General features: G+C 54.2%; 16 protein-coding genes and 2 pseudogenes. 3 read left to right on the top strand and 15 right to left on the bottom strand.

The features are described 5' to 3' along the window. Positions 1-50 precede the first annotated feature (50 nt). The 5 genes and pseudogenes from RGW60_RS07465 to RGW60_RS07485 all read right to left on the bottom strand — a co-directional run bounded on the left by RGW60_RS07465 (position 51) and on the right by RGW60_RS07485 (position 6,771). On the bottom strand, positions 51-1,394 hold the full coding sequence (locus RGW60_RS07465) for an OprD family outer membrane porin (protein WP_322203514.1): 1,344 nt from the start codon (positions 1,392-1,394) through the stop codon (positions 51-53). Between the two features lie 1,217 nt (positions 1,395-2,611). Then, a pseudogene (locus RGW60_RS07470) lies at positions 2,612-2,791 on the bottom strand (IS4 family transposase); the annotation flags it as partial. A gap of 432 nt (positions 2,792-3,223) precedes the next feature. Then, positions 3,224-3,847, bottom strand: coding sequence for a hypothetical protein (locus tag RGW60_RS07475; RefSeq protein WP_322203515.1), 624 nt, complete (start codon positions 3,845-3,847; stop codon positions 3,224-3,226). Positions 3,848-4,339: 492 nt separating this feature from the next. After that, positions 4,340-4,857 (bottom strand): annotated as a pseudogene (locus RGW60_RS07480) (NYN domain-containing protein). A gap of 1,704 nt (positions 4,858-6,561) precedes the next feature. After that, positions 6,562-6,771, bottom strand: coding sequence for a hypothetical protein (locus tag RGW60_RS07485; RefSeq protein WP_322203516.1), 210 nt, complete (start codon positions 6,769-6,771; stop codon positions 6,562-6,564). Between the two features lie 482 nt (positions 6,772-7,253). On the opposite strand from RGW60_RS07485, the gene RGW60_RS07490 reads away from it, so the two are divergent. Next, positions 7,254-7,646: a DUF4280 domain-containing protein gene (locus RGW60_RS07490; protein WP_322203517.1), complete on the top strand. Its 393-nt coding sequence runs from the start codon at positions 7,254-7,256 to the stop codon at positions 7,644-7,646. A 15-nt stretch (positions 7,647-7,661) separates the two neighbouring features. Here the strand turns inward: RGW60_RS07490 and RGW60_RS07495 are convergent, their stop codons facing one another. The 10 genes from RGW60_RS07495 to tssB all read right to left on the bottom strand — a co-directional run bounded on the left by RGW60_RS07495 (position 7,662) and on the right by tssB (position 20,274). Then, on the bottom strand, positions 7,662-8,207 hold the full coding sequence (locus RGW60_RS07495) for a toxin-antitoxin system YwqK family antitoxin (RefSeq protein WP_322206866.1): 546 nt from the start codon (positions 8,205-8,207) through the stop codon (positions 7,662-7,664). A gap of 11 nt (positions 8,208-8,218) precedes the next feature. Next, positions 8,219-10,213, bottom strand: coding sequence for a type VI secretion system tip protein VgrG (gene tssI / locus RGW60_RS07500; protein ID WP_322203518.1), 1,995 nt, complete (start codon positions 10,211-10,213; stop codon positions 8,219-8,221). 416 nt (positions 10,214-10,629) lie between these two features. Further along, positions 10,630-11,694 (bottom strand): nucleic acid/nucleotide deaminase domain-containing protein, encoded by a 1,065-nt coding sequence (locus RGW60_RS07505; RefSeq protein ID WP_322203519.1) that lies wholly within the window; start codon positions 11,692-11,694, stop codon positions 10,630-10,632. Between the two features lie 162 nt (positions 11,695-11,856). Next, positions 11,857-14,406, bottom strand: a complete 2,550-nt coding sequence (gene tssH, locus RGW60_RS07510; RefSeq protein WP_322203521.1) for a type VI secretion system ATPase TssH — start codon at positions 14,404-14,406, stop codon at positions 11,857-11,859. Positions 14,407-14,408: 2 nt separating this feature from the next. Further along, entirely contained in the window at positions 14,409-15,428 is a 1,020-nt protein-coding gene (tssG, locus tag RGW60_RS07515; protein WP_322203522.1) for a type VI secretion system baseplate subunit TssG, read from the bottom strand. Next, positions 15,392-17,185, bottom strand: a complete 1,794-nt coding sequence (gene tssF, locus RGW60_RS07520) for a type VI secretion system baseplate subunit TssF (protein ID WP_322203523.1) — start codon at positions 17,183-17,185, stop codon at positions 15,392-15,394. Before tssF ends, tssG begins: the two co-directional genes overlap by 37 nt. Next, complete coding sequence (gene tssE / locus RGW60_RS07525; RefSeq protein ID WP_322203524.1) at positions 17,169-17,618, bottom strand: type VI secretion system baseplate subunit TssE; 450 nt, start codon at positions 17,616-17,618, stop codon at positions 17,169-17,171. The genes tssF and tssE overlap by 17 nt, the downstream gene beginning before the upstream one ends. Before the next feature lie 15 nt (positions 17,619-17,633). Then, positions 17,634-18,131 carry an Hcp family type VI secretion system effector gene (locus RGW60_RS07530; protein ID WP_322203525.1) on the bottom strand — a complete coding sequence of 166 codons (498 nt, stop codon included), beginning with the start codon at positions 18,129-18,131 and terminating at the stop codon, positions 17,634-17,636. A gap of 75 nt (positions 18,132-18,206) precedes the next feature. Beyond that, positions 18,207-19,694, bottom strand: coding sequence for a type VI secretion system contractile sheath large subunit (gene tssC, locus RGW60_RS07535; RefSeq protein ID WP_322203527.1), 1,488 nt, complete (start codon positions 19,692-19,694; stop codon positions 18,207-18,209). A 28-nt stretch (positions 19,695-19,722) separates the two neighbouring features. Further along, entirely contained in the window at positions 19,723-20,274 is a 552-nt protein-coding gene (gene tssB, locus RGW60_RS07540) for a type VI secretion system contractile sheath small subunit (RefSeq protein ID WP_322203529.1), read from the bottom strand. 197 nt (positions 20,275-20,471) lie between these two features. Here tssB and RGW60_RS07545 point away from each other — a divergent pair, with 197 nt between their 5' ends. Together RGW60_RS07545 and tssK are read left to right on the top strand one after the other, a co-directional pair. Next, complete coding sequence (locus tag RGW60_RS07545) at positions 20,472-20,942, top strand: type VI secretion protein (protein WP_322203531.1); 471 nt, start codon at positions 20,472-20,474, stop codon at positions 20,940-20,942. Between the two features lie 57 nt (positions 20,943-20,999). Further along, on the top strand, positions 21,000-22,334 hold the full coding sequence (gene tssK / locus RGW60_RS07550; RefSeq protein WP_322203532.1) for a type VI secretion system baseplate subunit TssK: 1,335 nt from the start codon (positions 21,000-21,002) through the stop codon (positions 22,332-22,334). Positions 22,335-22,347 lie beyond the last annotated feature (13 nt).

The raw sequence follows: 22,347 nt of genomic DNA on the forward strand, positions 1-22,347 counted from the left end.
GACCATAACGTTTTGGTGAGTTGCCTGCTAATGGTTGACCCTGTGTTGAATCAGAAGAAATTGTACGTGTAGTTGAAGAACAATCGGGTCTGATCCAGGTTAGCAGCCCCAGTGGTTCCTGCATGGTAAGTACCGTGGCGCAGGGTAGTGCCAAAGCCTTTCAAAGGGCCGTTTTGCACAACATAGTCGACGCGCGTGTCGATTTCCGACTCGTGTTGATCGGTCCCCTGGCCGTCGACTGCTTTGATATTTTCGCCTCGCAGATAGCTGATTGACGCCTTCAGGCCGGAGATGCCAAGACTGGCAAAGTTATAGCTGTACTGGCCGAAGTTGGTGTGCTCACCCGCTCGGACGAAACTACCGACGGTAGCGTCGTTGAACAGATAAAAACTATAGCCGCCTTCACCTTCGTTATTACCGTACTTGTTAGTCTCGGTGGCGTCGTTGTTCCAGACGAAACCGCCGTTGTCAGAGACCTGAGTTCGACCCAGCATCAGCGATTGGTTGCCCAAGGAGTAGGTGAACATCGTGCTCCAGGTGTTGTTGTCCACCTTGCCATTGTTCTTCGCGTAGCCACCGTTGTTATTGAACTTGTAGCCTGCGTCACCGTTGAGTCCGTCCGAGGTGCTTTTGAAGTAGCGCAGATCAGTCTTGAACGAAGAGTCGTCGGTGATGGGTAGCACATGCACCAGTCCCAAGAAGTTCTGCGAGTAGAAGTTCTCCATATTGGCGAAGTAATACTGCAGGGTCAGGTCACTGCTGACCTTCCAGTCGCCTCCGGCAAAACGGAATTTATTACTGCCGTGGGTTGCGCCGGACACTGATAAACCGGTGGTGTTGGTCGAGGCGCGGCCTTTGACGCCTTCGATCTGGCCACCGGTCAGCGTCAGGTTATCGATTTCCTTGGAGGTGATCATGCCCCCCTCGAAGGTCTGCAACTGCAGGCGCCCATCGTTGGCCATCAGGATCGGCAGGGCCGGGGTCAGCGTGTTGCCATAGCGAATTTCAGTCTTGGAGACGCGCGCCTTGGCCGTAGCACCAGCACTGGCCCAGGTGGATTGCGCCGAACCGTCACTTTTACTCGGAGTAAAGGTATTTATCGCCGGGTGCATGCCTTTGCCGCCATCAAGGTGCAGACCGAGCATACCTTCAACGTCCAAGCCAAAACCGACAGTGCCTTCAGTAAACCCTGAGATATAGTCGAGCTTGAACCCCTGCGCCCATTCTTTTTGATCTGCACCACCGGAGTGGTTATCAGAGTTGAAAAAAAAGTTACGCATACCCAGCGATAATTTACTGTCTTGGACAAAATCTGCACGTGCGGTTGCGGTTAATCCAAGACCCACGATTAAGCTTGTCAGCACCAACGTGGCTGACAGTGATTTGCTGTGCATAGTTGCCCCAAAGCGTATTTATTATGAATGATTAACAAGCGTGACGCGCCAACGTTACCTGTCGGTAGTTATCGATTGGAGTTTGGTCTGGAAGTTACAGCCGCCTTTGCAAGGGCTCGGATCTTAAGGAAGTGATGTAACACTGAGTAGGCAGATTTGCGATAAACACTGTTTCCTGAACATGGGGTAATTGGTTTTTTTGAGGCGCTGGTGGCACATGGCTAATCCCTCAGGGTCGACGTACTCCGCTGGCCTGATTTCCCCATTCGATCGCACCCTTCAGAATTGAACCAACGTGGTATCGAGCGCGGTCGTTCTGCTTAGGGACGATGGCGAAACTGTTAGTGGGGCCGCAGCACGAGTGACGTTTGGTTCGCACGCCACCGTAAGCGGCGCCACCAAGCTATTCAAATCAATTCGGGACTGGCCATTTTTAGGCAAGTCGCCCGGGCAACGTGTCTTCGACCGAGCAGGTACAAAATCCCGCCAGTTGACAGCGCACGCCCGCAACGTGAACGAAGGCAGAGGAGGGCGTTAATTTCTCTAATCTCTATGGCTTCGAGTTAAGATTGTCACCGTTGACTAGTTAATGTTTCTAAACCCAACAATTTTACCGGCAGCAGTCAACGCTAAATAGTCTTTAGGTGGCAAAGTCTCGATTGTGTAATTCTTGATTGGAATGACCTTAGCTTTGGTATTTACGTACACACGCCGATCAAGGTAAACCTGCCTGTAAACCAGTCCGGTAAGGTAGAACGCTGCATAGCAAATCGATGCGAGAATCGGGACCGCAACGAGAGAGCCAATGCGGGCCGCTAATGCAACGATAGGCTTTTCGATAACCAATGGTTTTTCTTAGACAACGTCCATGTGAGTCTCTTTAGGCAACGTGGATTGAGAAGCTATATGGCTTATAAGAATGGCCAAATGGCCGGGAAGCATAAGCACCGTCGAATCCACAAGCAACAGCATTTACTACGTTATTTAACAAGGGGGCGATGCTCGTTGTTCACATATATTCCTGTGCATGAGGATGGATTGGAGGCAGCAAGAAGAGACGGTTGAACTTGTCCAATTTCTTGACCCAGGCATCTGAGGGTAGCGCCGTCCGCTCGATCTGCTCAAGCATCCAGCGATCCTCAACAGCGATACGCAATTTCCGATGCAGACTGGGAGTTGGTCTCGGAGATCCTCAACGCGACCGGGCGCCCGGGAGCCATGGACAGCGTTTCAGTCGGAGGAAACAGGCGCTCCCGATATTCTGGCAGTGCAGACTCGACGCGCTGTAGCAGCTCGGGAGCAGTGAGAAGATTGAAAAAAGCATAGGCATCACAGTTCGAAGCGTGCCGATGAAGGCGTTGCTGTTGATGCTGGAGAGTTTGACGTCTACGATTCATTGGGGCTGTGTCCTTGGTCGTCGGCGTGTGTTCGCAACTATCACCGCAGGCCAAGACCAGTCCCTCTTCGTTTTTCGCTTTCAGCTCAAGGGGTTAGCTGTTAAGTAAGTGCCATTCATGTCTGGGCCCATTTATATCGTTACGCTGTCCTTTTGACGACAACGGTTGGCTCGCCTTTGTATACCGTCGATTCAACGTTGCTGATTAGAGCGAGACCTATCATGACCTCTGCGAAGCTGGTTATCTGGGTCGCGGCACGGTAAAGCTTCGAAATCAGGCATTAACATGGGGCACTTCCCGAGGGTGATCGCATAGCAGCGTAACAACGCAAGACTCTCAAGCCAATGTCTTTCCATGGCCAAGGGGCTCTTGCAGCGGGTTGCTCTGCCATGCGATCCAAGTGCGCATCCGGTTGATATGTGAGTTGGCCGGTCAGGCACCTACAGGACAGGGGTTAAAACCCTCCCATATTTCTTCCTGAAAGTGCCAAGCAATGGATGTACCAGCCACTATCCCTCCCACTGTCCGCTTCCTGTCTGTATTGCGAACGAATGCACCGTCTGCGCCCTTGAATTCGGGTTGTCCTCGACTCATCAGATAGTTGAAGAACTTGATTTTTGCGGGGACGTTCAATCGACCACCGGGGGTGATAGGTGCAAGGGTGACTCCAAAATTTTGAGTAAACACCGTGAATAGTTCTTCAGCATCACCACCAAGCACGGTTTTCGCGCAATTGACCTGTTCAGTAGTGACGCGTCCTATCTCTTTGTAGGTTTTATTCTTATAGACGCTCAAAATTAGTCCTTTATTGGTCAAAACTCCTAAGCCTTGCGTCATTTTGCACACGGGCTCGGTACCGTAGCCTAGCGCGCACCAATTGGTCTCTGACACGGCTTGAATATCACCTGGATTCAGCTTCAAATCTCGCTGAATATTATTTCTAGCCTCGGGTGTTTCATAGGGAATCATCACACATCCAGCCGTAACGAAGAGGGTGACAGAGCAAAGAAGTGCAGCGACTCTTTGCAAAATGACAGTCGGGGTATAACGCATCATTGGAGCTACATTCCGTGTTGTTTTTAAATGAAGTGAATAATTGGGGACTAAACAAACTTGCCCGAAATCAGTATCGGCGCGTCTGAGTAGGACTTGATCCTCATCATGTGAAATCAAAATCAAGATGGGCTATTTTATATCTGTCCTATCGAGAGGTCGGGCAGAGCTCCGGCATGGGTCTCATCTACAATCACTTGGCATACCTTCGCTGGCGATCTACTTGTGCTCTCATGAGTAGACCAGAGGGAGGCCATTAATGCGTGCCGGGTACTATAGAACCATCGTTCAATCGTGGTCGTCTTATCCACGACCGGAGGTGCGTTGGACACTGTGCGTCGTTTCACATAGAGGCACGCTTTGCCCCACAGAGACTCTGTCCACTGCCTCACCTCGGCCATGTCTGCCGCACGAATCAAGTGTTCAGCGAGTTCAGTGTTTCCAAGCAAGTGTGCATCTACCGCCGCATCCAGGTATTTAGCCGCTGCGAAAACCTCAGCAACAGGGGCTCGAAAACAAAGTTGAGGCGGATCCGACGATTCCTTGGTCAATGACGTTTTCTCCATTGTTTTTAATGGCAACTTTGATCAAGTCGCTGAGCTTTTTGTAGCCATGAGTTCGGGGGTAAACCCGGGGTTCAGTTTTGTGATGTGGGTACCTAACGCACTTAGGTGAGCCCAGCCATCCTCGTCGGCGATATCGTCCATGACCTTAGCAATAAAACTCACAGGAGCTTTGGGTTTTTTCTTGGCTCTACGGGTTGGCCAGGCTTAACTGCTTCGCTCGTCACGGTGTCGTGAGGAGGTTCCCCATTTATAGCTACGGAGACATCTTCGCGCAGCAGTTCGATATAGACGAATTTGTCGCATGCAGCAACAAACGGTCTGGGCGTTTTTTCTTCGCCACTTGGCGATTTCCTCGAACAGTCCTTCTACGATTGCAGCAGAAGCGTTGTCGGCATCGATTAGCACAGCGAGGTGCGTTTGCGTGAGAGTAGGTGTGTGCCTCGCCATGATCATCCTTAAGATAAAAAGACAACCATACTCGTTTACGAAATAACTATGTAGGGATGTCGCAACGTATCGTATGGCAAAAATATATTTCTCCCCACCCCTTGAAATCAAAAATTGAAAACGGAGTTGTTATATTTGAGAACAAAAGAAAAAGCAGGGATCTCCACAGGTTTACTCCTTACTGATTTTTTTGCATGCTTTTGAGCAATCGACTCGATTGCATGGATTTAAAGCTTCGTCTTTTTCGGTTTTCGGAAGTGGTTCTGATGCGTTATTTCGGTGGGGTTGGGCCACCGCCGCGCTTCAAGTCCGCAGGGCTTAGAAAGGCCGTTTATTTGCACCGCAGGCGAAGCTAGTTTTTGATTCCAACAAAAGTAAAAACAGATCAAAAATTGAACGGGATCACTCTTTTTTTGGATAGACCTAGACGGATTGTGCATGAAGTCATGGGATGCGCTATTGAGCGATAATTGGGGGACGCATCTTCAGCTCTAGACGGCTAGCGATCTAGATGGATAGGTTCTCTACCTCTGACCCGCCAAATATACTTTCAGATGCTTTCCTTATTCCGGCAATCATCCGTGAAAATACTGATAAGGTTCGTCGTGACGCACGACTTGAAGTGGCTCTGATTACGCGAACTTGAACACGTCAACTAGTTGTTTGAACGGTCAAGGGCTGCTCACAGCAGGCGCTCTGCATTTGATCTAGTTGCAAGGGATGGATCAGCAATTGCAGCAGCGGGTCAGCACATTGCTTCTTATGTGTTTGATAAACACACCTTCCGGAGCCCGAAGCCCAAAGCGAAGGTGTTTACCTAAACTGTGATTGCACCAAAGGTGCACATGTGCATGGGGGCCCACAAACGAATAGATGTGTGAGGTTTGGAAGTAAATGCAGCCTGAGGCGTACAGAGGGGGAAAAGACGTCGGGAATTTGAAGCAAACGGCGTTTAAGGCGTACTTCGTCCAGATTCGGCGGTTGGGAGGGAATCTATGGTTATTTTTACTTCAGAGCACTTTATGGTTTACGAGTACCGGTGACATTATGAACATTTCTAACATAGCATTTAATTTAACAAGTGGGCGATGTCAGATGTTCATGAGCAGCTACAGGACTGAGATTACTGCCTTAATGCTCTCGATATTAACGTAACTGTTCATAAATTGACGTTCATAGGCCTAGTTTTTCCCGCCGTCCTTAGCCTCGCCGCCCCAACCTGTAACGGTCCTAACTCAGGGGATCAGTGATGCTGGTTTTCAGAAAACACGCTTTGGAATCTGGATCGGAAATCGATGACGACGGGTTACTGAATGCAGCGTGTCCGCAGGCAATCCATCGATTGATTCGCTCCGCGCAGTGTAACCTTGGAGCGTGATACGCTCTGGCAACAGGAGTTTCGGTCGATGATTCGATGGCCTTTCCCTAGACTCGCATAGCCACCATTCAAGGCGATGTATTTCTTTTCTATTGTCCGGATCATACAATCGGAGGTCGCGGTAGGGACGGCAGTTACCTGCCGCCCCCGCACAGATCCGTATTCGCGGAACTACCGCATACGGCACCTGCCTTGGGTACGTGACGCGGAGCGACCCTCCGCTACGGGTGTGCATTTCTGGGTCTAGGTATGTAGAGGTCGGCAAGAGGTAAGTATCTTGGCCACTGAAGCCGTTTACGCTGGCTCTGTCGCTTGAGACCCTGGCGTCATAGAAGGCACACCGCTAAACGAAAACCGCCAAGACGTATCAAGCTTCCCGGCACCGCGTGGTAATTGAAATACCCGCTGACCACTTGGTTAAGCCATTGCGCTTGAACCCGGATGGATTCATGACTTCGGCGTTTCAGCTCGTCACGAATGACCGGCAGCGTTGCACGCATTCGATTCTTGACCGTCAGACGCAGTTTGAAAGTCACCGTTTCTGTTGGTCCGACAACAGTGTGTGAAGCCTAGGAACTCAAACGTCTCCGGTTTAACTAAGCCTCGATCGCTACGATTTCTCCCAGCAAAACGACCAAACTCAATCAGCCGTGTCTTCCAAGCATTGAGCGATAAACCGACTCTGGCCAGTCGTTCTCGTAATTGCTGCAAGAATTTCTGGGCCTGCGATTTCAAACTGTGTGATGGAGGTCTTTCAACAGATTTGGAACCCTTTTCAGAACTCCTTAGATTAGCCCCGGTGGCCAGACAGCGATCTGGTGACTCGTTACAACAAGATATATTTTGAAGCGCTAGTCGCCAATGTTGCTGAATGAACAGGGAACGAAAGCTGGATTAGCAGCCGCAGTTATACAATTTCGATGGTTTCAGTCACCCATAGGGTGCGAGAACCTTGATCAGGTCAAGTCAGTGAGTCTAAATTAACGCACTCCCATATCGTCATGCTCGAGACAACACAATGTCATGCCCCCAAGTCTGTTCAGGCGCCATCTTGCAATGCAGCTTCGGCGCCGCCCCGGCAGCGCTTAACGTGCTGCCGATCAACCGCGTTATAACCAGTAGCATGCCGGCGGCGAACATCATGGATCACATTCCCATGCTTAATATCCCGACCTTTGGCATGTGCATGAGCGCCGCCAATCCGATGGTTATTGCTGCAACCGCTGCGGCGTTGGGTGTTCTCACACCGATGCCGTGCATCCCCGTGACAGCCGCACCCTGGGTTCCGGGTGCGCCCACAGTGATGCTGGGGAAAATGCCGGCACTGGATGCCAACAGCATGTTGATGTGCACCTGGGCCGGGGTGATCAAGGTGGTGATGCCTGGGCAGGTGCAGATGCTCATCCCTTGAATTTCACATGACGCCTTAACCTTCTGCGGGCGAGGCCGTGTTCATCCACCACCAGCGCAGCCGTGAGATGGGCTTGCCTTTGCTATCAAGCGGTCGACCGTCTTGCGCGAATTGTTGCCCTAAGTCGAGCAGCAGGCCGTTAAAGTAACGCGCTTTTAACGCGATCGCGCCGTTGTTATGGAAACGTTCATACAAGCCATCCTTTACCCCGTCCCGATATTGTTCGCGCTCAGCCATTTGCCCGTCCGGGTAATGAATACTGGCCTCGCCATGCAGCAACCCCTTGCGATAACCTGCCTTACGCTGCAATTGCCCCTCGGCTGAATAATAGGTGGCCACGCCGTGTAGCTTGTCTGCCACATAAGGTAACTGCGCAGACACTCGGCCGTTGGGGTGATAGGTCTGGCTCATGCCCTGTAACTGCCCCTCGCTGTAACTGAGGTTTGCCAGCGGGCGGTTGTGTTCGTCGATACGCAACAGACCTTGCAACTGCCCCTCGCATAATTGACCCGTCAAGTGCGCATCGCCGCTGACCACGTCAACAACCTGGGTTTTCGCCACATTTATTGGCTTCAATTGACCATCACCATTCCGCCTTTGATGGTCAGCACGCCCCCGCCGTCCACCGTCTGCGAGGCGCCGCCTTTGTTGGTTAGGCTGATTCCGGCATCGTTGGTCATGCTAGTGCCTGCCTTGTTTTCCAGTGAAGTACCGGCCTGATTGCTCAATGAAGTCCCGGCTTTCTGGCTGATAGACGTGCTGGCCACGGAGGCCAGATCGGCACCACTTTTGATGCTAAAACTGCCGCCGCTCTGCAGGGTGAGGGTGCCGCTGACTTTGATGGTCAGGTTCCCGTCCACCGTCAGGCTGTAATTGCCCGTGACTTTGTCCGTGTAATTGCCGCCAGTGCTGTGGGTCTGGTCGCCTCCGACCGTGAGAGTACGGGTGTCTTTCACATCCAGCGTGTCGCTGCCGGTCTGAATCGTGACGCTGCGCTTGCCCTTTTCCAGGGTGACGGTTTCATCACCTTCTTTCACCGTGCGGGTGCGGGCGTTCTGTACCGTCAGTGTTTCATCGTGGCCGACGGTGACCGTGGTGTCGTTGAGTACGTTGGTTTTGAAGTCCTTCTGCGCTTGGATGAACAATTCCTCGGCGTCTTTTTTGTCCTCAAATCGCAACTCGTTGAAACCACCACCGCCCTTGGACGATTGAGTTTTGATCCCGGATTGGGTCTGATTCGCGGGCAGGGCATAGGGCAGGGCGTTGTCGCCGTTGTACACGCAGCCGGTCACCAGCGGTCGATCTGGATCGCCGTCGATAAAGGTCACGATTACTTCCTGGCCAATACGCGGCACGAACTGCATGCCGAAACCTTTACCGCTCCACGGCAGTACCACGCGGACCCAGCAGGAGCTGGTTTCGTCGTTCTTGCCGTCCCGATCCCAAGGGAATTGGATCTTGATCCGACCGTACTGGTCGGTCCATATTTCTTCGCCGGCCTTGCCGACCACAACCGCGGTTTGGGTGTGCATGCGCGGTTTCGGCGTCACACGTCCCGGTCGATATGTCGTGGCCTTGGGAATAGCTTCGAAGCGATTACGATAGTGGTCATGGCTGACTTCATAGGAAATCGAAGTAACCACCCAGTCGATGTTCAGCGTCGTATCGTCATGTCCCGCCAGAGTAAAATAGTGGCCCGGCACCAACCAGCGGCAATCGCTTTCACCTACGAAACGTTTCTCCTGACTGCGCAAGCCATCGACCCGTAGCTTGGTCAACGCATCACCTGTCGCCTTGACGATGTAACCGCCCGGATGCTCATACATCGACAACGGCCCAGCCATGGCGGCGGCCTGGCTGTAGAGCGAAGTGGCCGGCGTGGCAAACGCATAATCCGTCGCCGAGTACACTCCGGAAACGGCCTGTAACACCACCTGCCCGGAACGAATCCCGTGCAACTCCCGCTCACCGATTTTTTGGCCGAGGTACTTCACTGCCGGGCCGTTGGGGATCGCCGGAAATGCGTCGTTGCTGTCTGCCAGCACCAGCGTGTGTTTACCGTCCTCGTGGGTAAAAAACCAGAAAATCCCTTCTTCTTCCAGCAACCGCGAGACGAAGGAAAAATCGCTTTCGCCGTACTGCACGCAATATTCGCGGGGCGTGTAAGTGCCAGTGAGTGACAGCTTGTAATCACTAAAACCGTGCGCGATGAAAATTTTCGTGACGATGTCTGAGGTGACGAGGTTTTGGAAAACCCGGTTGTTGCTGGCGAGCGTTAACCACCACAGCCAAGGACGGAGCAGAACTTGATAGCGGTCGGCGGGCAGTTGGCGAATTTCGGCGACCAGGGTGTCGATAGGGCGGCGTTGGGCGTCGTTGTGTAGGGCCGTGGTGACGTGGGTGGCGATGGCAGTTGTCAGCGTCAACGAGGCGTCACACTGGCCGTGCAGAAGGTGATGGCTCAGCGCGTTGAGCGCTTCTTCCCCCGACAGTGACGTGGCGTGAAGCACCGAAAGCGAGGTCGCTGTGAGAGAGAGGTGCGTGTTGCGATCAGTGGTGCGGGGCATCTATTGCACTCAACTCTGAAATTGAAATATAGAATAATTATGGGAGCGGGAAAAAGAAATTCTTGCTCTATTATTTGGATGCTATTTGTTCTCGTTTGAGTTTACGGTCTGCCTATTTTAATAGTGCGTCGCTTGTATTTCTAATAAAAAATAAGGTTAGAGAGCTAACGTTTAACAGCGGAAGATGTATAAGGCAAGTGGCTGTCTCATATTATAACCGGTTATAAGGTTAAGAAAGCTTAAGACTGCGTGTGTTTATGGTCGGACCATTCAGTATCTACCTGTTGCGTTCGCAGTGACCAGAAAAAAAATAGTCAATTAGTCTCGGTAGTGGTAACTATCCATTAAATTTTGCACGCCCGTCAAAAGGTTAATTATATAATAGCGACCAAGGGTTAGATTACCAAAAGATACCGTCAATCATCTTCGGTGTCTGAAGCATCATGGGTCATTTGCGACTTTCCCGATTCTTGTGAAGTCCGTTCAAAAAACTTTAAAGCTATACCTAGGGTTCCGGTGAGTTCGCTAAGAGTATCTGGTAGCTCCCAGCCGCTGAGATCAAAAACGCCGTGACTGCCTCTGACAAATGGAAGATATTTACCATTCTTGCTCACTCGGTACTTAGCAATAAACGCAGAACATTTTCCGCAGCAACGAAGAGATACACCGATGTTAATGGGGGTCTTTTGAGGATTGCGCGCCTCGTTTTCTTTTTTTTCTTCTTCTTCTTCTAATCTTGGTGGGAGAACTTCATTGTTGGACTCCATCCACTCCAGAAGTCTCAACTCCGCATGCACGTTAGGTGAATCACCCTTAACGAGAAATATGTTGCTTGATGATTTTAGCTTGTTGTGTATCGCGCTACCATAAAAATTATCGATGTCATATATATAGCGCCAGTAACGTACTTCAGGATCCAGATCTGTCTCGCGTTTATTATATATTTTTCGATTTACATTATTTTCTTCCACTGATGGTTTTTCATCATTCAAAAGATTCGCCATGACGACAGAGATATTTTGCTCTGTAAATTTATATTCCACACGGTTAAAGGTGCTTGGATTGGATGTAACAAGTATTTTTAAAGGGTCGTGAGGAGATGCACAAACAGCGATACATTTTTCTTCAGGAAACTTTTTTAACAGAATTCTGGCTGCACGATCAAGGTCAGACAGCTCCCGGGGTGAATTTTTGTTGTCCCCCCACCGAGAAATACTAGATAAGTACAACTTGTTATAGTCGTTACTAAAGCTGTTAGTGGTTTCGTCAAAAACTTTTATCAGCTCAACACCTATTAGCTTAATCCTTTCATTACTGGGTTTTGGGTCCTTCCACGGGTTATTGCTCAAATTGTTGATTTTGGCCCAATATTCTGATGCTTGTACCACTTTCAAGTTGTTTATAATCATCCTCAATTCTACTGGTGCGGTGTTGTTAATCACTTCTCTAACGTTTGATTTATCTTCTTCTGTTAAGGCCATTTTATGCTCTCGATGAATGACAAATGTTATTATTAAAATATAGCAAGTATCTATACTATGACTTAGATTTTGCTAGCGTGAGTTCGCGGCAAGCCTGGTCAGTTTTGTTTATATTTGGAGGCCGTGTATGGTGTCCTCGTCGGCTAACAACCTCGATTAGTCTCACTCCAACACCCACTCAGCCAACTTCCCTGTCACCTGTTTCATTAACACACTCTCAATATCCCTAGCCCCAGCCCCGCTGCATTTAGCCAATACTGCCTTCACAACCCCATTATCAAAATCAAACTGCTTGCCAGTCGCAGCCTTATATCTACCGCGCAACGTCTCTAGCTTGGCCAATACAATCCCTTCCAGCGTCGCCTCATCCAGCGGGTGGTACGGGACCACGGTCATGCGTGCAAGGAAGGCGGGGCGAAACGCCTGTAACAGCGCTTTATGCAACGCCTCATTAAAAGCATCACCGTCCAATTCCGAAGCAGGTGTGTCGAGGATCAGTTCGGCCCCAACGTTGCTGGTGGCCAACATCACGGTGTTTTTAAAATCCACCACCAACCCTGTGCCATCTTCCATCACGCCTTTGTCGAATACGTTATAGAAAGCTTCCAGCACATCCGGATGCGCCTTTTCGATTTCATCCAGCAGCACCACCGAATACGGTTTGCGCCGCACCGCTTCCGTTAGTACGCCGCCGCTGCCGTAGCCGACATAGCCGGGTGGGGCGCCTTTAAGTTGGCTGACGGTGTGGGCTTCCTGGTATTCGGAAAGGTTGATGCTGATCAGGTTGCGTTCGCCGCCGTATAAGGCATCGGCCAATGCATAAGCGGTTTCGGTTTTGCCGACGCCGGTAGGGCCGAGCAGCAGGAACACGCCGACCGGTTTCTGTGGGTCGGTTAGGCCTGCGCGGTAGGCTTGCAGGCGCTGTGCGATGGTGCCCAATGCGGTTTTCTGGCCCATCACCCGCTGGCCCATGCGCTGACCGAGGGTGCGCACGGCGTGGGCTTCGTCGGCGAGCATTTTGCCGACGGGGATACCGGTCCAGCCGGCGATGACGGCAGCGACAGTTTTCGAGTCGACTTGCTCCGGCACCAACGGATCGTCTTGGCGAATGGCATCCAGTCCAGCTTCCAGACGCACCAGTTCAGAGGCCAAGTAGTCGATGCGGCTGTCGGTGCCTTCGTCCGGTTTGCCGCTGTCGGCGCTTTCGCTCAAAGCCAGCAGTTCGCGACGGGTATCCAGCAGTTCTCGCACGGCGACCCGCTCTTCGTTCCAGCGAATTTCCAGCTCGCGAATCGCCTGCACATTGGTGACGGATTCGCTTTCCAAGGTGGTGATGCGTTCGCGGTGATCAAGGCCGGTAGCCTGTTCCCGGCGCAGGCGTTCGACTTCTTCTTTGAGGCTTTGCTCACGATGACGCAGGCTTTCCAGTGGCGGCGGTACGTCGTGTTGGCCGAGGGCGACTCGGGCGCACGCGGTATCAAGAACGCTGATGGCCTTGTCCGGCAGTTGCCGACCGGAGATGTAACGATGAGAGAGTTTCACCGCGTCGTGAATAGCCGCATCGAGCACCTGCACACCGTGGTGCTGTTCAAGTTTGGTCGCCACGCCGCGAAGCATTTCCACGGCGGTGGCTTCGTCCGGTTCTTCAACCTGTACCAACTGGAAACGCCGGGCCAGGGCCGGGTCTTTCTCGAAGTATTTTTTGTATTCCATCCAGGTGGTGGCGGCCAAGGTTCGCAGCTCGCCACGGGCAAGGGCCGGCTTAAGCAGATTGGCCGCGTCGCTGCCGCCTTCCGCGCCGCCAGCACCGATCAGCGTGTGTGCCTCGTCGATGAACAAAATGATCGGTTTTTCCGCGCCGCGCACTGCATCGATTACGCCTTTAAGACGCTGTTCGAATTCGCCTTTGACTCCGGCACCGGCTTGCAACAAGCCAAGGTCTAGCACCCGCAAGCTGACGTCTTGCAATGACGGCGGTACGTCACCGGCAGCAATGCGTAACGCCAGACCTTCAACCACAGCAGTTTTACCGACGCCCGGTGCGCCCACCAGAATCGGGTTGTTCTGCCGACGACGCAGCAGGATGTCGATGCATTGGCGGATTTCGCCGTCACGCCCAACAATCGGATCGATGCGACCGGCATGGGCGTCGGCGGTGAGGTCTTGGGTGTACTGATCAAGGAATGCGTTAGGCGTCGTTTTCGCAGCCACTTTATCCGGCTGATTAGGGACCGCAATGGCAGCGTGCTCCCGCGAGGGTACCGTCCATTCCTGCAGATTGCTGCGCAAGGTGTCGCGAGGGATGCGCAATAGCGAAGAAGCGCTGTTGAGCAGCAGACTGCGGCGTTCATCGCGGTCCAGCAGGGCCAGCAGTAGCAAGCCGGAACGAATGCTTGGCAGTCCGAGCACGCTGGCTTGCACCACAGTGTCTTCCAATAAACTAATGGTGTGCGCAGACAGCGCCGGAGTGCGGGTGCTGCCGGACTTGAACAGCTCCAGCGCTCGGTTGATCTCCGCCGCCAGTGCATCGCGTTCCAGGCCGAAACGTGGCAACAAGCAGGCGAAGTCGCCGTCTTCGATGTCTAGCAGCTCAAGTAGCAAGTGCTCGATTTCAACGTAGTGGTGGCCGCGTTGCAGGCAGCGTTGTGCGGCACGTTCCAGCGCGCGGCGGCTTTCAGCATTGAGGCGGGCGATCAGGCTACCGAGCTCCATGTTCAAGCCATCTCCGTTTGGCGCAGCTGCGTGTCGATGCGCTGCACATCTTGATTGGGTTGAAACAGCAGGCCGCCGTTCCAATTCAACGTCGGCGGGTTGTCACGGTCGAGGACCATCGGTTCCGCGCCGGACACCAGCAAGGTCAAAGCACAGTCCAGGTCGGGACCGAAGTACAACGCGGCGAGACTGGCCAAAGACAAGTGCGCTTCGCCTTCAGGCAGCAGGCTTTTGGCTTGCTCCGCTTGCAACGGTCCGATGGTCAGGCGAATGCCTGCGTGTTCATCCCAGACCCAGGCGCCAGCGATGGCGCTGCTGCCCAATTTCAAGTTGCGCCCACCGCGTTTGAGAACACTGCAACTGGCGGCGGGAATACTACGCCAGGCGCCTTCGTACGCGCTGATCTGCACTGGCAGGCTGAAATGCTGGCGGACGATAGAGGCGAAACCGGCGATGGAGCGTCGGCTCCCAGCAAACAAAGCGCTACGGGCCAGGACAGCGGCATCCGGCATGGCTTGACGTTCTTGCAGGGCCTTGGGCAGCAGGCCGGTCAGCGCCCGCAGTTGTGCGTGCACCGGCGTTGCGGCGGGTGCTGCAAATCCAACCGCGACCCGGTGTTTGCGGAGCACCCGGTACAGCAAGCTGAGCAAACGGTGCTGGAACAGGTCGAGGAATTCAGCCGGCGCATGGTCTTTGGCCCGAGCGCGTTGTTGCAGCCATTCCTGGAATGCATAGGGTAACGGGCCATCGGGACCGCCGAGGCCGAACACCGGCGTGGTCAACACTGGTTTTTCCCCGTCCTCCTGGGTCAGGCTTTCGATCTGACTGGACGAGAACACAGGTGTCAGCGGTCCGCGCAGGCGAATGGCTTCGGCTTGCGGCGCAGTGCCGCTGCCCAATGGAATGGCTTGCGGGTGTTCGCGCTCAAGCACCAGCAGTGCTTGGAGTAACTCAAACGCCTGCGGGTTGCGCCGCAGGCGGTCGCTCAGAGGGACAGGGGCATGCCGGCTTGGGGTTTCCACGTCTTGACCTCCTTGTCTGAGTGAACCAGCACCGTGCGCACGAAGCGGTTGGCTGTGGCGTAGAGTGAGAAAAACTGCGCCAGTACGGCGCAAAAGAGTACCGCGCTGTTGCCGACAAAATGTTCAGGGTCCAGTTGCAGGCTGACCTCAAGCCCATTACGCCAGCCGCGCCAGGCGTCTTCGCCGATCTGCGCGACCACCCGCTCACAGTCCAATTGCAGTAAGCCGTCTATTTGCCGACGGGCGCTGGCCTCGTCGCGTAGGTTGTGCAGGCTGAGAATTTCCTTGAGCGCTTCGAGTGCCTTGGGACCTTCCACCAACGAGAGGTGGTTTAGGGTCAGTTGCGACACTAACTGCCAGCGCGATTCGCCCCCCAATTTGGGTGAGCTTTGTGAGCTAGGCGGGTTGATCAATGTGGCTCGGGCAATCGGTCCTGGCCGTTCGAAACTGAGCGCGGTTCCGGCACTCAAGCTCTGGGCCAAATGACGGTTGGTGCACAACAGTTCTGCGGTCAGGCTGTAATTCGGCGCGTCGGCCAGTGGGTTGAAACGGGTGTCCACCACACTGAGCAACATATCGCTGCCGAGGCGGTTGGGTGTTAGTCCGTTGATGCGCCGAGCATGCCAATACAGGTGGTTATCGCCAGCGTTGTGCTGACTGCCGTAATACGCGGGCACTTGTCGTACGCCTTGAGCGGAGGTGGCGCGCATCCCGCAGATACTATGAATCTCGACGCTGTTTTCCCGATGGCTGTCAGCGATCAGGCGGTATTCGCTCTGAGTGCCATCCGGGCGCAACGGCTCGGACGTACGCGGGAACAGGTTGATCGCTGGGGTGCAGCCCAAAGCGATGTCGCTGGCCTGAAGGTGCAGACGGCTCTGCGGGGCTTGGTCGAAAACGATGTACAAGTACAGCGCGTTACCGTCGATGTCCTCTGGGCTCAAGGCGATATCAAAGAAGCTGAATTTTTCCGGGAAGGCAAAATATTCAGCGATTAAACGCAGGCCCGGATGGACACCATCTTCCTCGGGAAGCAACGCTTCGTTGGCGGCAAAACCGACGATTTTCGGCACGTGCTGCTGAACCAGCGGCAAGCTGCCTGGCGCTCCAATCAAGACCTTTATGGCATGTGCGCCCAGCAGGTCGTAGAGCGCGGCATTCACCACTGGCGAGGCGTTCAAGTGCAGGCGTAGCTGGGCGATGCTCAGTTCGGACCACCGTGTTTCACCCAGACAATCCAAACGCAACCGCAGGGCCGAACGTGCCTGTGCGACGCCGGTCAAGGCTTGTGCTTCTTCAGCGTTTAGCACCAGGGCTTCGCTGATCTGAATCGGCCACAGGGTTACTTCGGCGCTGGTGCGAAAGTGAATGCTCTCGCCCTTGGTCGTGGTCACGAACAGCGGGGTATCACGCGGCAGTTGATAGCCAGCGGCAAGGTTGCCCTTGCTCGGGTCTGGTTCGAACTGAACAATGGAGCACGAGGGCAGCGGCCTGATGGCCAGTGGGTACAGCTGTTCAAGTAGGGCGTCGCTGAATTCGGCGTAATCGTCATCGAGACGGCGTTGCAAGCGTGCTGCAAGCAAGGCGAAACCTTCGAGCAGGCGTTCGACATGCGGGTCTTGGCTTTCTCCCGGAGAGAGTTCCAGGCGGCGGGCAACTTTAGGGTAGCGGTCGGCGAACACACTGCCGGCGTGGCGCAGCCAGGTCAGTTCGCGCTGGTAATAGTCGAGCAGTTGCGGATCAATCGAGTCGCTCATGATTCACCTCCACGCCTGCTGCGGATTTATCAAGAATGAACGCCACGGGCCATTGCTGCTTGTCATGGCGAATCGTACCGCTGAGCCGAATGCTCAGCCGTTGTGGTTGGTCAGGTACGCGCTGGACGTCAACATCCAGCAGGTGCAAGCGTGGTTCAAAATGAGTGACCGCCGCGCGGATTTCTCTGGTCATCCGGCGACGGTCATCACTGTTTTGTGCCTGCATGGCGGTCCAATCAGCGATGCCGTAATCCAGCAGCGTCGGCGGCGACGTCATGGGGCTCGCCGCGCGGCGGGTATTAAGCAATCGCAGCAATTCGTTGCGGACCGATTCTGCCAGTGCATATCGGTCGAGAAACCTTGGGCGCTGCGATTCCTCCTCGCTGAAAGCTAGGCGTTCGAACAACGGCGGACGAATGCCTGTACCGGGCATGATGGATTACCGGGCTTAAGCTGGAACTTTGTTGGCAGCCAAGTCCCAACTGGTGCCTGCAACGCCTTCTTTGGTGCCATCGTCTTTTTGCGCAGTCAGCTCCCATTTGATCTTGGTGAAGTTCAAGGAAATGGTCTCCACCGGTTTGCCGCCCGAACCGCCGCTGACGCTGACGTTTGACAGCACTACGTTGCTCAGGGTGTAGACAATGAACGGCATGATCTGGCCACTGCCTTCGGAGGCGTTACGGCCGATGGTGATCGTGGCTGTCGCGATGGGTTTACCGGCGCAGCAGTAGCTGTTCAGGTTGGGCGTGGAGCTGTCCACGAACTTGGTCAGGGTGAACTCGCCGATGTGCGGCTTGCCGGAGGTACGCTCGGAGTTGCTGACGTCGTTGGTAACTTGCATAGCGACGTTGTGGCTGTAAGACATGATCTCGATTTTATCGGTGAAGCCTTCCAGCATGCTGTCGCCTTTGATGTCATCGCCCAGATCAAGAATGATTGCATCCATCGCGTAGAACTCCTGCCATTAGAAAAAAGAAAGATTCACAAGAAGCCCCCGCAGGCCAGGCCTGCGGGGGATATATCAGGCTGCTGCCGGTGGCGGCAGATTAGCTACCAAGCGAATCGAGGCGGTCAGTTCTTCAAGCTGGAAGTGAGGACGCAGGAAGACCGTGGCCCGATAGGCGCCCGGCTTGCCAGCCACTTCGGTGATATCGACCCGTGCTTCACGCAAGGGGTACTGGGCCTTGATGTCTTGCGGGGCGTTGTCGTTGATCAGCACGTAATCCGCGATCCAGTTGTTCAGATAGGTCTGAACGTTGTCACGGGTCATGAAACTGCCGATCTTGTCGCGCATGATCACTTTCAGGTAATGCGCGAAACGCGATGCGGCCAGCACGTACGGCAGCATTGCCGAAATTCGAGCGTTGGCGTTGGCTTCGTTGGTGTTGTACGTCTTGGGCTTGTTGGTGGTCTGCCCGCCAAAGAACACCGCGACATCGGTATTTTTCTTGTGGCAAAGGGAGATGAAGCCCAAGTCGTTCAGTTCTTTCTCACGACGGTCAGTGATCGCCACTTCGGTCGGGCACTTGAGCGACAAATCACCCGAGCTGGTGCGGAATGTATGCGCGGGCAAACCTTCCACCGCGCCACCACCTTCAGCACCCCGAATCGCCGCGCACCAGCCGAACTTGGCGTAGGCCTCGGTGATGCGTTGGGACAGGGCCCAGGCTGCGTTGCCCCACAGGTATTTGCTGTGGTCGGTGCCGTTGACGTCTTCTACGAAGTTCATGCCTTCAACAGGATTGGTATCCGGGCCGTAGGGCAGCCGAAGCAGGTAGTTGGGCAGAACCAGTGACACGTAGCGCGAGTCTTCGCTTTCACGGAACGAACGCCACTTGATCAATTCCTGGCTCTCGAAAATCTTCGCCAAATCACGCGGCACGGCCATTTCCATGTAGCTGCTCATGTCGAACAGACGCGGGCTGGCAGCAGCAATGAATGGCGCATGAGCGGCGGCCGCGACGTTGGACAGTTTCTCCAGCAGACCGATGTCCTGCGGATGGCGGCCGAACGTATAGTCGCCCACCAGCACGCTGAACGGATGACCGCCGAAGGTGCCGTACTCTTCTTCGTAGATTTTCTTGAACAGCGCGCTCTGGTCGAATTCGACGGCCTTTTCAAGGTCACTCTGCAGATCTTTCTGCGACACATTGAGCAAACGCAGTTTCAATCGGGTACTGGTTTCGGTGTTCTGAACCAGTTGATGCAGGCCACGCCACGAAGCTTCGAGCTTTTGCAGGTCCGGGTGATGAAGGATCTGGTTGAGCTGGTTGCTGATCAATGAATCGATCTGGCTGATGCGGTCGTTGATCATGGCAACGGTGTCTTTATTGACCACCATGCCTTCATCGAGCACCTGAGTGGCGAACTCGGCCAGCATGTCCCGTGCGTAATCTTGCTGACTGTCATCATGGGCCATGCGCCCTTCGGCGATGATCCGGTCGAGCAGTGTCAACGTTTGAGTGGTGGTTGTGCTGGTTTGACTCTCAGCACTGGATGACTCAGGCATGGTTAATCCTCCGCGAATGGGTTGGCTATCAGGCTTGCGGTTCGGCCGGTGCCAAAGCATCGGCGTCGGGGGCCGCTACCGGTGCGCTTTCCGGATGTGCTGATTTGATCTCTTGCAAGCCTTCGGTGTTAGCCACGACATCGCGCAGAAGCTTGTCCAAATCGTCGTTGCCATCGAGCTTGGTGAGCAGGTCGCGAAGGTGTTGGCGGGCTTTGAACAGTCGACTCAGAGGCGCCACATGCTTGACCACATTGATGGGGTCGAAGTCGTCGATGTGCTCAAATTTCAATTCAACGTTGAGCTTGCTGCCGTCACCAGTGAGGGTGTTATCGACCTGAAGCGTGGTGCGCGGACCGATTGATTTGAGGACGTCGTTGAAGTTGTCACGATCGATCTCGATAAAGCGCCGATCAATCAACTTAGGCAGGGGGCTTACAGGGTTCCCAGACAGATCGGCGAGGATACCGACCACTAAAGGCAACTCTTTTTTCTCGATGGCGTTACCGATTTCTACGTCGTATGTGATCTGAACACGAGGAGGGCGAACCCTGTCTAGCTTGTGCTGAGTACTCTCGGCCATGGTGGCTGACTCCGTTGCAGAAGGCGGGCGCTAGGCAACGGTTTCCCACTGATCGCATTCCCTTGCCAGAGCGTAGGAACCGCCAACCCGAGGGCGGCTTTTTCTACGATCCATTCAATTCCTCGTGGTGGCGAATTGCCTTGGATGCTATAACAGGATCGCTGAAAAGCAAGATAAAAAATTTGCCTTGGATAAATATGAACGAAAAACAGTTCAATTTTTTTAAATGCTCTGCAGTGCTGCTGACAATAATCGTGATCTCGGGGTGCTCCTTTTTTGCGCCCAAAGTAAACGTTGATGGCCTTGTTCTGGACGTGGCGTTGCAGGCCAACGACGACTCGCCTGTCGCTGTGGATTTTATCGCGGTCAACGATGTGGAGTTGCTCAAGCAGTTGTCAGGTTTGACTGCAAAACAATGGTTTGCTGAGCGCAATCAGTTCCAGCGCGACTTCCGTCAGCACATCTCCGTATGGGGCCTGGAGTTGGTGCCAGGGCAGTTGATCGAGTCAGGAATTTTTCCTCTGGACGGCAAACCGGCCGTGGGCCTTTTGGTGTTTGCCAACTACAACAATCCCGGTCCTCATCGGCTGCGATTGGAAGGAGAACGCAAGATTTGGCTGAAGTTCGATAGCCGGGACATGACACTACTCGACGAAAACGCGCACTGAATTTTAGGTCTCAATTCAGAGACCAGACAGGCGCATCACCGGATGTGAAGGGAATCTATGAGATTGCTACCTGATGCGGTTTGCTGGCACGAAGGCATGCAGTTGCTGCCCCAGCATTTTCAGTTGCAGGGTTTGCGCGCCGAGGCCATGGCCGCTCATCTCGCCCTCGCGGCCAACCCTTGGTATTGGGGCGTTTCGTCCGTTGAATTTGATCCCTCGGCGTTATTTACCGGGCAGGTTCGGGTTCTCGCGTTGGACGCTACATTGCCCGATGGCCTGGTATTGAATATTCGTGCGGGTGTCGGGCCAATGGTCGAGCTGGATATTGTGGAGGATGTCGCAGTCTCACCAACGTTGACCGTGACGGTGTACCTGGCGATCAGTCCTTTATGGCGGGCCGGGCAATTGCTGCCGCTCAAAGGCCGGTTGCAATCGGCGCTTGGCGATGCGATCCCCGACCTTGCCAGTGGCGAACATCCTGAATCGATCAGTGTATGGCGTCCCAATCCGCGGCTGGTTACTGAAGCCAACCGCGCTGACTCTATCTGCTTGCCGTTACTGCGGTTGCGCAAAGAAGGCGGCGGTTTCGTTCAGTTGCCTTTTGTGGCGCCAACGCCGCGCATTCTGCCTGAATCCCTATTGGGTCGCAGAGTCGCAGCCCTGTGTGTGCAAACCAGGGAAAAATGCATGTTTCTTGCCGGTCGCTTGCGGCAGGCGCAACAGGCGGGCAACCAGGACGATGCGGCAGAAGTTCGCCGTCAGTCGGCCGCGCTGTGGGCCAGGTTACCGGAGGTGGAAGGTGCGCTCAACAGTCGTATCGCGGTGCCTCAAGCGCTGCACGGTCTGTTGCTTGGCATGGCTGGCTGCTGGTCGGCGCTGGACCCGATTGCGGGTGTCCCGGCCTACGCGCCACTGGACTTTCTCGATCTGAATCGCGGTTATGACGAAGTACTGACATGGCTGGAACGCACGCTGGAGCAGGTGCGGGTCGGCTTTCGCAGCCTGCCTTTCGAACAGGCAGAGCAGGTTTTTTCCATTCAACTGCCGGATCTGCAACCTCGCCAGCGCCTGGTCATCGGCCTGCGCATGCCGGCCGGTGTTCTGGAACAGGCTGCGGTTGAGTGGCTGGGGAGGGCAATTATCGCGTCTGGTGTGCATATCCCGGTGTTGGCGCGTCAACGCATGAGTGGCCTGGCGCATCAGGCCATGAGCCGCCAAGAACAAGTGGCTTACAGCGTCGGCGACGACACCCGGTTATTTGTCATTCAGGCAATCGGCCAATGGTTCGATCCGGCGCAGCCGTTGCACATCGTTTCGCCGGTCGCCGGTGGTGCGGTTAGCCCTTGGCAAGTTGTTCTGTTAATCGACAATACCCATCAAGTCGCTGAGTAGGATAAGGAAGTTG

Source organism: Pseudomonas sp. AB6, from assembly GCF_034314105.1.
Classification (GTDB): Bacteria; Pseudomonadota; Gammaproteobacteria; order Pseudomonadales; family Pseudomonadaceae; genus Aquipseudomonas.